At 44.7% G+C, this 15,710-nt stretch carries 15 protein-coding genes and 1 riboswitch; of the genes, 9 read left to right on the forward strand and 6 right to left on the reverse strand.

All coding sequences use genetic code 11. From position 1 onward, the window contains the following. Positions 1 to 43 precede the first annotated feature (43 nt). Positions 44 to 1,273: an aminopeptidase gene (locus ACTSEZ_RS03865; RefSeq protein WP_369732882.1), complete on the reverse strand. Its 1,230-nt coding sequence runs from the start codon at positions 1,271 to 1,273 to the stop codon at positions 44 to 46. Positions 1,274 to 1,435: 162 nt separating this feature from the next. Here ACTSEZ_RS03865 and ACTSEZ_RS03870 point away from each other — a divergent pair, with 162 nt between their 5' ends. The 3 genes from ACTSEZ_RS03870 to abc-f all read left to right on the forward strand — a co-directional run bounded on the left by ACTSEZ_RS03870 (position 1,436) and on the right by abc-f (position 5,516). After that, positions 1,436 to 2,602 (forward strand): acyl-CoA dehydrogenase family protein, encoded by a 1,167-nt coding sequence (locus ACTSEZ_RS03870; protein WP_029285234.1) that lies wholly within the window; start codon positions 1,436 to 1,438, stop codon positions 2,600 to 2,602. Beyond that, complete coding sequence (locus tag ACTSEZ_RS03875) at positions 2,599 to 3,474, forward strand: aminoglycoside phosphotransferase family protein (protein ID WP_369732883.1); 876 nt, start codon at positions 2,599 to 2,601, stop codon at positions 3,472 to 3,474. The genes ACTSEZ_RS03870 and ACTSEZ_RS03875 overlap by 4 nt, the downstream gene beginning before the upstream one ends. 281 nt (positions 3,475 to 3,755) lie before the next feature. After that, on the forward strand, positions 3,756 to 5,516 hold the full coding sequence (gene abc-f, locus ACTSEZ_RS03880; RefSeq protein WP_369732884.1) for a ribosomal protection-like ABC-F family protein: 1,761 nt from the start codon (positions 3,756 to 3,758) through the stop codon (positions 5,514 to 5,516). Between the two features lie 42 nt (positions 5,517 to 5,558). Here abc-f and ACTSEZ_RS03885 read toward each other — a convergent pair whose 3' ends face one another. Both ACTSEZ_RS03885 and mreBH read right to left on the reverse strand, forming a co-directional pair. Continuing rightward, on the reverse strand, positions 5,559 to 6,413 hold the full coding sequence (locus ACTSEZ_RS03885; RefSeq protein ID WP_369732885.1) for a VanW family protein: 855 nt from the start codon (positions 6,411 to 6,413) through the stop codon (positions 5,559 to 5,561). A gap of 264 nt (positions 6,414 to 6,677) precedes the next feature. Then, entirely contained in the window at positions 6,678 to 7,685 is a 1,008-nt protein-coding gene (gene mreBH, locus ACTSEZ_RS03890) for a rod-share determining protein MreBH (RefSeq protein WP_029285227.1), read from the reverse strand. A gap of 154 nt (positions 7,686 to 7,839) precedes the next feature. Between mreBH and ACTSEZ_RS03895 the strand changes: the two genes are divergently transcribed. The 6 genes from ACTSEZ_RS03895 to ade all read left to right on the forward strand — a co-directional run bounded on the left by ACTSEZ_RS03895 (position 7,840) and on the right by ade (position 13,069). Further along, entirely contained in the window at positions 7,840 to 8,352 is a 513-nt protein-coding gene (locus ACTSEZ_RS03895) for an acyl-CoA thioesterase (RefSeq protein ID WP_369732886.1), read from the forward strand. Between the two features lie 171 nt (positions 8,353 to 8,523). Then, positions 8,524 to 8,979: a DUF6884 domain-containing protein gene (locus tag ACTSEZ_RS03900; protein ID WP_369732887.1), complete on the forward strand. Its 456-nt coding sequence runs from the start codon at positions 8,524 to 8,526 to the stop codon at positions 8,977 to 8,979. Positions 8,980 to 9,080: 101 nt separating this feature from the next. Beyond that, on the forward strand, positions 9,081 to 9,935 hold the full coding sequence (locus ACTSEZ_RS03905) for a gamma-glutamylcyclotransferase family protein (protein ID WP_369732888.1): 855 nt from the start codon (positions 9,081 to 9,083) through the stop codon (positions 9,933 to 9,935). 116 nt (positions 9,936 to 10,051) lie between these two features. Further along, on the forward strand, positions 10,052 to 10,714 hold the full coding sequence (locus ACTSEZ_RS03910) for a potassium channel family protein (protein ID WP_369732889.1): 663 nt from the start codon (positions 10,052 to 10,054) through the stop codon (positions 10,712 to 10,714). Positions 10,715 to 10,881: 167 nt separating this feature from the next. Next, the gene (locus tag ACTSEZ_RS03915) at positions 10,882 to 10,965 is read left to right on the forward strand and encodes a putative holin-like toxin (RefSeq protein WP_369733079.1); all 84 of its coding nucleotides are present in this window, start codon (positions 10,882 to 10,884) and stop codon (positions 10,963 to 10,965) included. A 212-nt stretch (positions 10,966 to 11,177) separates the two neighbouring features. Further along, a riboswitch (purine riboswitch) is annotated at positions 11,178 to 11,279 on the forward strand. Between the two features lie 65 nt (positions 11,280 to 11,344). Further along, entirely contained in the window at positions 11,345 to 13,069 is a 1,725-nt protein-coding gene (ade, locus tag ACTSEZ_RS03920) for an adenine deaminase (protein ID WP_369732890.1), read from the forward strand. A 203-nt stretch (positions 13,070 to 13,272) separates the two neighbouring features. Here ade and ACTSEZ_RS03925 read toward each other — a convergent pair whose 3' ends face one another. The 3 genes from ACTSEZ_RS03925 to ACTSEZ_RS03935 form a co-directional block, all read right to left on the reverse strand. After that, positions 13,273 to 13,410: a hypothetical protein gene (locus ACTSEZ_RS03925; RefSeq protein ID WP_158001607.1), complete on the reverse strand. Its 138-nt coding sequence runs from the start codon at positions 13,408 to 13,410 to the stop codon at positions 13,273 to 13,275. 222 nt (positions 13,411 to 13,632) lie between these two features. Then, positions 13,633 to 15,300 (reverse strand): ribonuclease J1, encoded by a 1,668-nt coding sequence (gene rnjA, locus ACTSEZ_RS03930; RefSeq protein WP_369732891.1) that lies wholly within the window; start codon positions 15,298 to 15,300, stop codon positions 13,633 to 13,635. Between the two features lie 4 nt (positions 15,301 to 15,304). Further along, positions 15,305 to 15,514 carry a DNA-dependent RNA polymerase subunit epsilon gene (locus ACTSEZ_RS03935; protein ID WP_369732892.1) on the reverse strand — a complete coding sequence of 70 codons (210 nt, stop codon included), beginning with the start codon at positions 15,512 to 15,514 and terminating at the stop codon, positions 15,305 to 15,307. Positions 15,515 to 15,710: the final 196 nt, after the last annotated feature.

The following is a 15,710-nucleotide window of genomic DNA, read 5'->3' on the forward strand; positions in this document are numbered from 1 at the left end:
AACCTGCACGAATATCATGCAGGTTTGGGAAAAGCCGCTTAAATTAAATAGCCCATGTTCCTTTTCTGAAAATCGGTTCGCTTGTGCCGTCTTCAAGAATGCCGTCAATATCCATTTCTTCAGAGCCAATCATAAAGTCAACATGAGTGATGCTTGAATTGACGCCGTTTTTCTCAAGCTCTTCGCGGGACATTTTCTTTCCGCCTTCAATGCAGAATGCATATGCATTGCCGATTGCCAGATGGTTCGACGCGTTTTCATCAAACAGCGTATTATAGAAAAGAACATTTGACATGGAGATCGGGGAGTCATGAGGTACGAGAGCAACTTCGCCAAGGTAGTGAGATCCCTCATCAGTAGCGACAAGCTCCTTCAAAATCTCTTCGCCCTCTTCTGCTTTCACATCTGTGATTCTCCCGTTTTCAAACGTGATGGAGAAGTTGTCGATCAGATTCCCGCCATAGCTTAACGGCTTTGTGCTGGCTACTGTGCCGTTTACACCTTCTTTTGCAGGGACAGTAAAGACTTCCTCTGTCGGCATATTGGCCATAAAGTCATGACCTTGTTCATTTGTGCTGCCTGCGCCGATCCACAGATGTTTTTCGGGAAGCTCAATCGTTAAATCGGTTCCTTTTGCACGGTAGTGAAGCTTTTTATATTTCTTGCCGTTTAAATACTCGACTTTGCTGTTCAGTGACTGGTCATGTTCTTTCCATGCCGAAACAGGATCTTCAAGGTCAGTGCGTGTTGCTTTAAAAATAGCATCCCACAGCAGATCTACAGCCTGGTCTTCTGCATCAGGAAACACTTTTGCAGCCCACTTTTCAGAAGGAACAGCAATGACAGACCAGCTGACTTTGTCTGCCTGTATGTAATTTTTGTAGGTTGAAAGCGCCGTTCCTGCAGCTTTTGAATTGGCCGCGATGCGTTTTGAATCAATGCCTTTCAGCAAATCCGGTGATGATGAAACGATGGACATGAAAGCAGCTCCGCCTTCAGCCAGTGCTTCAAGCCCTTTCGCGCGCCACTCAGGAAATTCACTGAACGCTTCCATCGGAGCAAGCTCAAAACGGGCGCGCGTCACTTCATCGTCCGCCCAGTCAACCTGAACGTGCTTTGCTCCTGTCTCATATGCTTTTCTGACGACAAGGCGGACGAATTCCGCTGCATCAAGCGAAGCGTTAATGACAAGCGTCTGTCCTTTTTGAATATTTACGCCGACTTTAACAGCAAGCTCGGCATACTTTTCTAAGTTTGTTTGAAAAGAAGTCATTTGTTTAGCTCCTTATATTTAAGATTGGTTCTATTTTATCAGAACTGGCGGTTTTAGGAAATAAAAAAGACTGAGTATTCTATTTTCTGAAGCTGCTCAGACCGGAATTCTTTTCAACCATGTTTGAAAGAGATAAAATATAGTCAGAAAGCGGGTGAGTGTATGCAGAATTCATCTTTTATCAAGACCGATAAACAAAAACAGCTTGCCGCAAAGGCGGAGAAGCTTGCTGAAACCTTTTCTGAGCGTGCGGAATATTATGACCGCCATGCGCTCTTTCCATTTGAAAACTTTGATGACTTGAAAAAAGCCGGTTTTTTGACATTGTCCATTCCGGATGCATACGGAGGATCCGGACTGTCACTTTATGACTTTGTCATGGTTCAGGAAACCCTGGCGCAGGGAGACGGACCGACAGCGCTTTCGCTTGGCTGGCATCTCGGCATTTTAATGAATATAAGAGAAACCAATAGATGGCCTGAAGAATTGTACGCTCAGATTTCCCGAGAAATCATACAGTTCGACAAAATCATCAACAGCGCTGCTTCCGAGCCGAACAGCGGCAGTCCTGCAAGAGGGGGAAAACCGGAAACAACGGCTGTCCGCAGGGGGGATAAGTGGGTCATCAACGGGAAGAAGATCTTTACATCGCTTGCCCCTGCCCTTGATTATTTTTTAATTACAGCAACAATAGAAGAATCCGGTGAAGTGGGAGAATTTATTATTCCGAAGAAATCAAAAGGACTTTCCATTATGGAGACGTGGGATACGCTTGGCATGAGAGGGACCAGGAGCGATGATCTCATTCTGGATGATGTCGTGCTCGAAAATCAGGCGCTTGCTTCTTACCGTTCAAAACCTGCCAAAAAACCGATGCCGCAGGGCTGGCTCCTTCACATTCCGGCCTGTTATCTTGGAATCGCGATTGCCGCAAGAAATTTCGCCGTGGAGTTTGCGAAGAAACATCAGCCAAACAGTTTGGACCATCCGATTTCTGAGCTTCCTGAAGTCAGAAGAAAGACAGCAGAAATGGATTTAAAGCTTATGACGGCAAGGCACCTTTTGTACGGCACGGCAGAAAAGTGGGATGAGAGTCCTGATACGCGTCACACACTTTCAGCAGAACTGGCGGCTTCCAAAACGGTTGCAACAAACACGGCCGTAGAAGTCGTTGATCTTGCAATGAGAATTGTCGGCGGACAAAGTATATTCCGTTCTCATCCAATTGAACGTTATTACAGGGATGTAAGAGCCGGACTTCATAACCCCCCGGCAGATGACATTACCTATAAGCTTCTGGCCGACCAGGCATTCAGTGAAGGATCATGATGCTTCCTGAAACGTTCAAGCAGACAATCCGCGGCGTTCATGGTGAGAATGGAGATGTCTGGCTTCGGGAACTTCCTGCCAGGCTGGCTGGGTGGGAGCAGAAATACGGCATCAGGATTGGAAGATTTTATCCAATGACCTTTCATTTTGTTGCTGAAGTTACGCTTAATGGCGGCGTAGAAGCGGTTATTAAAGCGGGATTGCCTGCTAATAAAGAGCTTATTAACGAAAAAAACGCCCTTGCTGTTTTTGGAAAAGGCGCGGGAATGATCAAGCTGCTTGAGGATCATACCGATGAAGGATTTTTGCTGCTTGAAAAGGCAGTTCCGGGGACGGTCCTCTCAGACAGCATGGAGGATGAAAATGCAGTCGCTGCTGCAGCGGCTGTTATAGGGAAAATTCGTGCGGATGACTGGGGCAGCACGCATTTTCCTCATTTATCGGACTGGTTTAAAGGTTTGGACCGTGCAGAAGATATTCCCGAAAGATACCTCAAAAAGGCATCTGCGGTCGTAAAAGAGCTGCTGTCTGAAATGAGTCATCCCACTCTCTTGCATGGAGACCTGCATCAGAATAATATCATCAGCCATCACGGGGAATGGAAAGCGATTGACCCCAAAGGCGTGATCGGTGAGAAGGAGTTTGAGGTGACCAGTTTTTGCAGAAACAATCTTTTTAGTAAGCAAAAGCCATTCGATGCTCTTCAAACCAGATTGTCTTTATTTGAGAAAGAGACTGGACTTAACCTCCATAAAATGATCCGGTGGGGATACTGCGGGGCCGTTTTAAGCGCCTGCTGGTGCAAAGAAGATCATATGCCGTGCGCTGATGAAAATCTGATACTCGCTGATCTGTATGAAAAACTGCTTTGAAAATGCCATTTTTTGTTGACTTCTAATCAGAATACTGAATATACTGAAGTATAGTCTATTTTTGGAAAGGAAAAGGTGCTTGAAACAATGTGGAACTAATCTTATTTTCTAAACGTTTTTTGAATAAAGAAAAAACGGGACCTAGAGAATAGGATGAGTGCGCTCATTTTTCATACCATTTCCGAATTGAAAGGATTTTTCTGTGCATCTGTATGCCAGGTTCTTTCGGTTTCTTTCATATGGTTGAAAATCCTCTCTAGGGCAAACTGGGAGGTTTTTTTATGGCTAAAAATAGTCGAAACGAAAAAGCAATTGTAAAAATAAATGGACTGACAAAGAATTTTGGAGATAAATTGGTTTTTGAGGATGTCAGTTTTGACATCAGAGAAGGTGATCGTGCCGGACTGGCAGGCTATAACGGTACGGGAAAGACAACACTTGCGAATTTGCTGTTTGGCACAATGGAACCTGACAAAGGCAGCTTGACAAGGAAAGCCGGCCTTAAAATTGGCTATCTTCTTCAGTCGGTAGATTATTCCGTACAGAACTTTAAAGACGCATTGAGCAGTGAAGGGGATCAAACGGTGCTTGAAGCAGCAGGCCGGCTTGGACTTGAAAAGGTGGCTGACTGGGAAGAAGATCGGCTTCTGCACTTGAGCGGGGGAGAAAAGCTGAAGCTTGCTCTTGCTCAGGTCATTTCAACAAATCCCGACCTGCTGATTCTGGATGAACCGACCAATCATCTGGATTATCATGGCATTGAATGGCTGGCAGACTGGCTCCAAACATTCAGGGGAGCAGTACTGATCATCTCCCATGACCGGCATTTTCTGGACCGGACTGTTTCACACATTTTTGAACTTGAGAACAAAAAGCTAAAGGAGTACAAAGGAAATTATACTGCCTACAGGCAGGAAAAAAAGCGGCAGCTTGAGGAACAAAAGCATGATTTTGAAATGCAGCAGAGGCATAAAGCGAAAATTGAGGGACAAATGGAGAACCTGCGCAGCTGGTCTGAAAAGGCACACCGGAATTCAACAAAACAGGGAAGTCTGTCTGAGCGCAGGCAAATGGGCTTTAAAGAGTATCACCGGGCAAAAGCAAAAAAGATGGATGTGCAAGTTCGTTCTAAAATGAAAAGGCTTGAAGCAGAGCTTGAAAAAAATAAAATTGAAAAGCCTCTTGAGGATACGGCTGTACAGTTTGAATTTGATGCTGCAGGGAAGAGGGGAAAACGTATTTTTGAAGCGAAAGGTCTTCAGAAATCATTTGCAGGCCGCACTCTGATCAGCAGCAGCCATTTTTATATGAAACATGGAGAAAGAATAGGAGTCATCGGGAGAAACGGTGCAGGAAAGACGACTCTTATAAGGATGCTTCAAGGAATTGAAGGATTGTCCGGCGGAGAATTATGGAGGAGCCCTACACTGAAAATCGCTTGTCTGAGCCAGGATGTGGGTGACTTAAATGCAGATGAAAGTGTTCTCGAAGCCATGCAGGCAGCCGACAGGGATAAGTCGCTTAAAGCAAGGACACTGCTTGCCAATATGGGGCTTAAAGAAGACAAAATAGAGCAGAAGATTGGCTGCTTGAGTCTTGGCGAGAGAACCAGAGTGAAACTTGCCGGGCTCATCTTAAACGAATACGATTGTCTGATTCTGGATGAACCGACGAACCATCTCGATCTGCCAAGCAGGGAGCAGCTGGAGGAGACGCTCAGTCAGTTTAAAGGAACCCTCATCATCATCTCCCACGACAGATATCTTGTTGAAAAACTGTGCGATAAACTGCTGGTTTTTGAGAACGGGAGGATTAGAAGAGCCGAGATGAGAATTGGTGAGTATTATTCTGCATTAAAGAATGAAAATACCGTGCCTAATGACGATGAGGAAGAACTGCTGAAAGTGAATAACCGTCTGACAGCAGTAATAGGCAAGCTCAGCCTTATAAACAGGGATCATCCGGAATTTCAGGAATATGACAATGAATTTGCAAGGCTTATCCGCGAGAAAAATCTTCTTGAGAAACGCAAAAAAGGCTGAGACGGAATTCCGTCTCAGCTTTTTTCCATGCAGCTCCCTATTTTATTTTACTGCTTCTATAATCTGAACTTGAAGGCTGCCGTTTGTTAGATCTGTCATTGTTTTAATAATAACAGGATGGTCTTTGCTGTTCATAAACTTAAAATCATATCCGTTCCATGAAACCGTAGCATCCTTATTGATCGGCACATAGCCGACTTCTTTGGAATGGTGGTGAAGCTCAATGATTTCAAGTCCCGCCTGTGCCACTGCGTTGTACAGGGTGCTTGAAGTCTGGCAAATTCCGCCGCCTATGCCTTCTACAAATTCCTTGTTGACGATCTCCATCGCTTTTTGGTAACCGCGTGCCGGAGTCCGTTCACCAACTGTCTGATTGAAATAAAATCTGTCTCCAGGACCAAGTACAATCTGGTCAATCGCATTTGCAGACAAAGCGATATTCATGCTCCTGCCCTTTACTGAAGCATTAAATGTCGTTCTGTAGGTTCCAATCACTTTCTGAGAAGCACCGGTCAATGATTCTGCCGTAACGTTTGGTGATGTTTCTGTGATCGGAAGGATAATATCCCTGTCAAAAGCAGGCAGCGACATCAGCTGCTGGAGCAATGCTTTTTCATCCAGAATTACTCTGCTTTGACCAGGTTCTAGCTTGCCGTTTCTTATCTTTGAAGGTGTCATTGGCCTGTCATACTGTCCGGCAAGCTCTTTCACAAGCTTTTGCATATTTTCTGCGTGGGCTGCTTTATCTGACAGAGGAGCAGCTTCAATGGTTTTGACCGCTTTGCCGTCTCTTGGATCGATTAAGGCAAACTCCCGGCTGATTTCAGCAGCTTTTGCCGAGACCGCTTTGGCGCTGACGGCATTTTTAGCTGTCAGCAGCACCTCTTTTTCTCCCAATCCGCATCCGCTTAAACCTGCAACAATACATACAGCAATTAAAAAGCGTTTAATGGTGTTCTCCCCCAGTTATCTATCATTTATTGTGAATCATACAATAGATAAGACGAAAAGGAAAGAGATAAAGTTTCAAAAATTTGGAGAAAAAAAGAATATTTTGCTAAGGTTGAATTTCATAGTATTAGCTGATAAAATAAAAAAGAAGGAACGTATGTTCTGTTTTTAACGAGAAAAAGAACCGCTCAGGGAGCGGTCCATTTCCGGTTATTTAGAGACTTTTTGAAGTTTATGAATAACCTGCAGAGATCTTCCTGTTCCAATCGCCACAGATTCCAGAGGGTTTGGTGCAAGGTGAACAGGAACGACAATCTCTTCGCTCAGCCACTCCTGCATGCCTTTCATTAAAGCCCCTCCTCCTGTCAGAATCACACCGCGGTCTACGATATCACCGCTCAGCTCAGGCGGGCAGTCTTCAAGAGTAGCGCGTATCGCTTCAAGAATGTGAAGCAGGGATTCTCTCATCGCGTTTTGCATTTCTGCAGATGACAGTGTAATCGTTTTTGGAAGTCCTGTCACAAGATCACGGCCTCTGACATCCATATGAAGCTCTTCATGTTTGACCAGGGCATAGCCGATTTCCATTTTAATGTTCTCTGCTGTGCGTTCGCCAATCAGCAGGTTGTAATTTTTGCGGACGTAGCCGATAATATCTTCATCAAGCTGATCGCCTCCGATTCTGATAGAGTGGCACGATACGACACCGCCGAATGAAATAATGGCAACTTCAGTCGTACCGCCGCCGATATCAACAATCACATTTGCGATCGGTTCATCAACAGGCAGATCAGCGCCAATTGCAGCAGCAACCGGCTCTTCAATTAAATGAACAATTTTTGCGCCTGAATTCTTAACAGCATCGTGGATGGCGCGGCGCTCAACGCTTGTAGCGCCAGAAGGCGTGCACACGACAACAGTTGGTTTTCTGATTGAAAATCCAAGTTTCTTCGACGCTTTTTTCATGATCTGCTTAAGCATTTCGGTGGTTACATCATAATCGGCAATGACACCGTCTTTAAGAGGGCGTACAGCCACTATTTTACCAGGCGTTTTGCCGATCATGCTTTTTGCTTCCGTGCCGACGGCGAGTACATTTTTTGTAACAGTATCAATCGCCACTACGGACGGTTCATTTAGAGCAATTCCTTTATCCTTGCTGTAGACAAGAATGTTTGCTGTGCCTAAATCAATTCCAATTTCAGAAGTAGAAAACATTTATCTTCACCCAATCCTCATAGATTTCGAGTCTTTCATAAGTATTCTGCAAAGAGTGTCGATTTATGGGGGCAGGATCAACTATTTCCTCATGAATTTTTTCGGTTTTTATGGGCATACAAAGTAAAGGACCGAAAAAAGGAAGTGAATGTAAGTGGAAATAAAGTTCTGCCGGCACTCTTTTGTTGTGAAAACGAGCATTGTCCTTCCGTCAGATACAAATAACTATGGTACGTTATTCGGTGGAAGGCTGATGTCGTATATTGACGATGTTGCAGCAATTGCAGCAATCAGGCATGCAAGGACGCCGGTGGTCACGGCATCCACAGATTCTGTTGATTTTCTTCATCCTATTTATGAAGGGAATTCAGTCTGTCTTGAAGCATTTGTGACGTTTACAGGAAGAACGTCAATGGAAGTATTTGTGAAAGTCATTTCCGAAGATCTCCTGAACGGCAACAGAAACCTTTGTGCAATGTCGTTTTTAACAATGGTTGCCGTAGACAAACATAACAAGCCTACTCCTGTTCCGCAGGTGGTGCCTGAATCAGAAACAGAGAAAATGCTGCATGATTCCGCGCTGAAGAGGGCAGCAATCAGAAAAAAACGCAAAGAAGAAGCTGCTGGCATGGCAGCTGCATTTGGAACGGACTATCCGTGGTGCTGAAGCGAAAGCTGCAGGACCACGCGTTTTTTTCCAGAAAATCAGCATACATGTTCTCTGAGATAGATTATAAGTATACTGGCTTTATATATTGTTTGTTTCTTTACTTAGAGTTTAGCATGCATGAACCGCTGAAATGAACAAGAACAAACTTCCAGGAGGATGGATATTGGGATGAAAGAGCTTTGTATCATACCGTGCGGGAACAGGAAAATATGGGATAAGGAGCCGCATATTGGCGAAGTGGAAGCAAAATACGCCTATACTGGAACGTTTCATTTGCTTTGCAGACAGTATGCAGATCTTTTCTATAGTGATCAATGGGTGATTCTTTCGGCTAAACATGGTTTCCTGCTGCCGGAAGACCCCGTGCCCGGTTCGTATAACCTTTCTTTCAGCATGAAATCAGACGAGATTATAAAACTGGAAGACTTGAAGAAACAGGCAGCAGAAAAAAATCTGTTGCAGTATGAGCGGCAAATAGTCCTTGGCGGAAAAAAATTCAGACCTATAGCAGCTGCGGTGTTTGAAGGTGAAGCTGTTTTTCCTTTAAGCGGGTGCAGGGGAATCGGCTATATGCAGCAAAAACTGAAAAAGGCCATTGCAGAAAAAAGAAGGATTCACTGCTGAATTGCCGGTTGAGTCTGAATATACCGGCAAAAATGGTATACTTGGGTAAATCATCCGCTGGTCTTGCAGAATGACAAGCATGAAAGGAGCAAGGAAGCATCATGAACGTTCACTTGTTTGTTTATGGAACACTCCGCAAAGGGGAAAGCAATTTTACATATATGAAAGAGGCGTCATGTATAGCTGAACAGGGGCGGACGTCAGGAAAACTTTATGACACAGGGGAAGGATATCCCGCAATGACAGCTGAATCCGGAGCCGTATATGGTGAGCTGTATATAATGGACAAAGAACATCTCGAACAGATTCATGGGCTAGAGGGCTACATTGCTGAAAACCATCAGGATAACTTATTCGACCTTAAAGAAATCACTGTTATGACAGATACTGCAGAATTCCAGGCTCTAACCTATGTGATGAACGAAAGCAGAACAAACGGTATGAAACAGATTCAGAGCGGCGACTGGAAAGAATATTTGTTTGCTTCCGAAATACCAGATGAGACGCTGTATTTCGCATACGGATCCTGCATGGATACAGAACGCTTCAAACTTGCAGGAGTCGATCATCACTTTGCTGAAGTAATAGGGGCAGGGAAAACAGAGCGGTATACGGTGAAATTCACGATTTCCGTACATGATGGCGGCCGTGCTGATCTTGTAGAGGAGCGCGGGGGAGCGGAAGGAATTCTGTACAGAGTTCCAAAAGAAGCTGTCGAGTATCTTTATGTGAGAGAAGGGGTAGGAACAGGTATGTACCGGCCTGCATTTGTAAAAGTGGAGGTGAATGGCCGGGTATACGAGCAGTGTCTGACTTTTACAGTCATCGACAAGAAAGAAGAGTTTCGGCCACCGGGTCATTATTCGTCAGAGATTTTAAAAGGTGCTGAAGGCAGACTGAGTCCGGAGTATGTGAAGCGAATGAAACGCTATATGGATGAGCTGCCTGAAATGTAGTATTCCACTTTTGGAAAAGACATCTTGATTAAGCGGCAGATGCTTGCCATTTTGGTTCATTGGGTTTAAAGTAATGGTAACATTTGTTTAAAGAATGATAGCTGGAGGAAATACATATGAAAAAAGATTTTGCAGTTATCGGCCTTGGTCGTTTTGGCGGGAGCATTTGCCGCGAGCTCAGCGAAGAGGGCATGGAAGTAATGGCGATTGACCTTGATGAAGATAAAGTAAACGAATATGCTAATATAGCTTCACATGCCGTAGTAGGAGATACAACAGATGAAGCTGTATTGAAAAGTCTTGGAATCCGTAACTTTGATCATGTCATTGTTGCGATTGGGGATAACATTCAGTCGAGCATTCTTACAACGCTGATGCTTAAAGAGCTTGGAGTGAAGTTTATTACAGTCAAAGCCCAGAATGATTATCACGAAAAGGTGCTTTCCAAAATAGGCGCCGATCAGATAGTCCATCCAGAGAGGGATATGGGAAGACGGATTGCCCATAATCTTATTTCAAACAATGTGCTTGATTATCTTGAGCTTTCTGATGAACACAGCATCGTTGAGATTGTGGCAAACAGCAAGCTCGATGGAAATACGCTGATTGATCTTGATATTCGTGCCAAATACGGCATTAACATTGTTGCCATTAAAAGAGATAAAGAAATTTTTGTTTCTCCCCAGGCAGATGAAATTATCCAAAAAGGCGATATTCTGATCGTCATCGGTGCAGATACAGATATAGACCGGTTTGAAAAGCGGGTTCTGGAAGCTTAAAAAGACACATTGCGTGTCTTTTTTTTCTTAGTTCCTGCACTGTCTGTCCGTTTGTGTTTTTGGAAAAGTGGCATACTTGATAATGTATACATGCTGGATTCCAGCTGGGCGGTCGGCTGAGCCCCTGTCTCTTTTCTTTTGAAGCAAAGGAAGGGGGTGATGCCCGGATGACAGTCTTTGAAAGCTTGACGTTAGCTATCTCTTTCGCCACGCTTATCATTGCCATCCTGTCATTTGACCAAAAAAAATAGACCCCCGGCTGTTCGGCTGCAGGCGAGGTCTGGAATGTTCTTTGACTTTTTCTTTCAGGCCGGCCCCAGATTCGGGACCCTTGTATGCAGGCCGCAGGCTGTCAGGCACCTGCGGCTTTATCTATTGCCTTCCTTTTTAGCCTTCCTCAGGAGGCGCTTTTTATAAGCAGAAAAAAAGATTGACTGCAAGGCTGATGTGCCTTAGTATATGAAACTAATTAAACATCTTTTCTCGTATAATTTTGGAAATAAGGTCCAAAAGTTTCTACCGAACTGCCGTAAAAAGTTTGACTGCGGGGATTATATTAGAACAGGCGCAAACACATGCGTCTTTCTTTTGCATCCTCTTCGCAATCCTATAAAAGCGAGGGGTTTTTTTATGACTGAAAAAGAACTATTGAAATACAAGATCCGGGCTGCATCAAAAAAAGAAAAAGCAGAGCTTGTTTTTAAAAATGCCCGTATCGTGGATGTGTTTAATTTGGACATCATCCATGGCGATGTTGCCGTTTCAGCGGGGAAAATAGTCGGCATCGGGGACTATGAGGGGCATGATGAGATCGATGCGTCAGACAAATTCATCTGTCCCGGCCTGATTGACGCTCATGTCCACATTGAATCCTCCATGGTTCCTCCTCACGAATTTGCTGAAGCTGTGCTTCCGCACGGAGTAACTGCCGTGATAGCAGATCCTCATGAGATCGCCAATGTTTCGGGTGCGGCCGGCATACAGTACATGCTTGACAGTTCAGAGGACATACTGCTTGATGTTTTTATCATGCTGCCTTCTTGTGTACCTGCGACAAGTTTTGAGCATTCTGGAGCAAAACTTGAAGCGGAGGACCTTGAACCTTTTTTTCAGCATGAACGTGTTATTGGCCTTGCGGAAGTGATGGATTATGTGGCTGTGAAAAATACGTCGGACAGTATGATGGATAAACTTAAAATGGCGCAGAAGCATACCAGCTTGCTTGATGGCCATATGGCAGGGCTCCCTGTGGATATGGCCAATGTTTACAGATCGGCCGGAATAAGTACGGATCACGAAGTGACGACTGTCCAGGAGGCAATTGAACGGGTGCAGCGGGGAATGTATGTGCAGATCAGGCAAGGTTCTGCGGCAAAAGACTTCCACCGTGTTATTGGGGCGGTCAATGAGAAAAATGCACGAAGATTTTTATTCTGCACAGATGATAAACACCTTGATGATCTTGTAAAAGAGGGAAGTGTAGACCATCATATCAGACTTGCAGCCAAACATGGACTGAATCCTGTAACAGCCATTCAGATGGCGACTTTGAATGCTGCAGAATGCTACGGTCTTAAAAGCAAGGGGGCCGTAGCGCCGGGATATGATGCAGATCTTGTGCTGGTAGATGATTTAAGCAGTTTTAAAGTTGATTCTGTGTACAAGCGAGGGGTGCTTGCCGCAATCCATGGAAAAACGGTGAAAAAAGCTGCAGACCGGATAAAGGTTCCCGGCATGCTGCTGGGCTCTGTCGTTCTTCCTGAAATCGATTCCTCCATGCTTGCTGTACGTGCAGACGAAAATCAGCTGATGACCATGATCGAAGCAGTGCCGAATCAGCTTGTTACACGAAGAGCCGAGGAGATCGTTCATACTGTAAACGGATTTTTCGTGCCATCGGCAGACCTTGGGCACGCAAAGCTGATTATGGCTGAACGTCATAAAGGAACCGGGCTGATCGGCAAAGGAATTCTGAAAGGGTTCCCCATGAAGCGCGGCGCCATTGCAGCGACGATTGCACATGACTCCCACAACCTCATTGCAGCTGGAATGAGTGATGATGATCTCATCCTCGCTGCAGCAGCAATTAAAGAAATGGGGGGAGGACTTGCAGTTGCGGCTGACGGGGAAATCCTCGCACAGCTGCCTCTTCCTGTATCAGGTCTGCTGTCAGATCAGCCTTATGAAAAAGTTCTTGATGGCCTGCAAAAGATTCATGCTGCCCTTGCTGAAACCGGACTTCCGGACAGCTTTAATCCATTTCTGACATTGTCGTTTCTCGGCCTTCCGGTTATTCCTGAGCTGAAAATAACGTGTGAAGGGATATTTGATGTTACTCAATTCAGACATATTTAACAGAAAAAACCGGTCTCAGAAATTTTCTGAGACCGGTTTTTTGTTAAATGAAATAATAAAGAATAAAAGGCTGCTTTGGATAACAATTCAAGTTTATCCACGTTAGCTCCAGCGCCTGGATCCTCTGTCAGAACAAATCCGGCTGTCGGATCTGAGCAAGGCGCTTGTGCTTTTGTTCATGTATGTAAGAATGCAATGCTGCTCTAATTTTCAAACTGAGTCTTTCTGTCGATCTGCAAAAGAGTGACCGCCTTTTTAGTGGCAGGGCTGATCACGTCCGCCTTGACACCTTTTTCTTTTAAACGCTGTACAAATTTTTCAAGAGAGGATGGCTTTTTCATCGCTTAGGCACTACCTTTCTGAATCTAAAAGTACTTGACTGAACGGTCAGTTCATTATACCGTAAATAACACTCAGCTTCAAGATGGTTTAAGGAGGAGAATGTGCCGGTAAAAGCAAAATAACTTCGGAGAATGAAAAAGACTGCCGCTAGCCGGGCAGTCTTCGTCAAAGAATATAAGATGGTGCGTCCGGGAAGAATTCCGGATTAGCGGCCAGTTAGATTAAACCTCCATGATGATCGGCAGGATCATCGGGCGGCGTTTTGTTTTTTCATACAGGAAAGGTGCCAGTGTGTCTGTTATTTCATTTTTGATTTCAGACCACTGGCTTGTACGGCGTTCCATCACTTTATTTAAATGTTTTGTAATCAGAACCTGGGCGTCATTGATCAGGTCGCCGGATTCTCTCATATAGACAAACCCGCGCGAGATGATGTCTGGACCGGCTGAAATTTTAAATTCTTTCATATTAATGCTCACGACTACAATCACAAGGCCTTCTTCAGAAAGAATGCGGCGGTCTCTGAGAACGATGTTCCCGATATCGCCAATTCCGCTTCCGTCAATGTAAACAGAGCCTGAAGGGATTTTGCCTGCTACGGACACTTCGCGGTCGCTTAATGCAAGCACTTCGCCGTTGTCCATGATAAAGCAGTTTTCTGCAGCTACTCCGCAATCCTTTGCGAGCTTGGAGTGCATAATCTGCATGCGGTATTCACCGTGAATTGGCATAAAGTATTCAGGTTTCATAAGGCGCAGCATCAGCTTTTGTTCTTCCTGGCCGCCGTGGCCTGAAGTATGAACGTCACTCAATGAACCGTGAATGACTTCTGCTCCTGCACGATAGAGCTGGTTAATGGTCCGGCTGACGCTGATTGTGTTGCCCGGAATCGGTGAAGATGAGAAAACAACAGTATCGCCTGGAATAATCTGAATCTGGCGGTGTGTTCCGTTCGCGATACGGGACAGAGCAGCCATTGGTTCACCCTGGCTTCCTGTGCAGAGTATGGTGACTCTGTTAGCAGGAAGGCGGTTAATTTCATGAGGCTCAACGAATGTATCTTTCGGACACTGAATGTAGCCAAGGTCCTGGCCGATTGAAATGGCAGATTCCATGCTCCGGCCAAATACGGCAATTTTTCTGCCATGCTGAACCGCAGCTTCTACTACTTGCTGAAGCCTGTGAATGTTAGATGCAAAGGTAGCAAAAATAACGCGTCCGTCGACTTTCCTGAAAATTTCCTGGATGCTTTCGCCAACGCGGCGCTCTGACATTGTGAAATGGGGAATTTCGCTGTTTGTGCTGTCTGATAACAGGCACAGTACGCCTTCTTTGCCGATCTCAGCCATTTTCGTCAGGTTGGCAGGTTCGCCGACAGGTGTGAAATCAAATTTGAAGTCGCCTGTATGAACGATATTTCCCGGCGGTGTTTTGACAACGATTCCATAAGAATCCGGAATGCTGTGAGTTGTACGGAAGAAAGTAACAGACGTTTTTCTGAACTTAATGATGTCATCTTCTTTAATTTCAATGAGTTTAGCCTGGCGAAGCAAACCGTGCTCTTCTAATTTGTTGCGGATAAGTCCGAGGGCAAGCTTTCCTCCGTAGATCGGAATGTTCACTTGCTTTAAAAGGTAGGGAATTCCCCCAATATGATCTTCATGGCCGTGCGTGATGAAAAGTCCCTTAATTTTATCCTCGTTTTTTACTAAGTACGTATAATCGGGAATAACATAATCAATTCCAAGCAGTTCCTCTTCAGGAAACTTAATGCCCGCATCAATCATGATGATCTCATCCTGGAACTGGACACCGTACGTGTTTTTCCCGATTTCTCCAAGTCCACCAAGAGCGAAAACCGCTACCTGGTCATTTTTAACAAATTTCATAAAATCAAATCTCCAATACTTTAAAGTTTTCGTTTTGTTTTTCGTATTCTAAGTAAGCACCTTCAACAGATTGAATAAATTCAATGTTGTGATTGCGTTCCTTCAGTTTATTGCGTGCATCGCCTTCTGTTTTCGCTTCAATATAAAGGGTTTGTGTTTTTTCGCGAACAGGAACCTCTCCGAGTTTTTCCTGAAAATAAACTTTGTATAGCATTGCCAAATCTCTCCTTAACTGCCGTATGTTAGACTAACTTGTTCTATTATATTCGATAATGGCCTCTAAGCCAACCCTCACCCGGTCCCGGGGCGTTTTTGGAGGAAAGAAAAAACCTTTCTGCGGGCAGAAAGGTTTCATTACGCTATTGATTTTCTGCCAAGAATGCTATTCCATTGAGACCGCAATCTGCGTC

It is taken from the genome of Metabacillus mesotrionivorans, assembly GCF_052171315.1.
In the GTDB taxonomy this organism is placed as follows: domain Bacteria; phylum Bacillota; class Bacilli; order Bacillales; family Bacillaceae; genus Bacillus_P.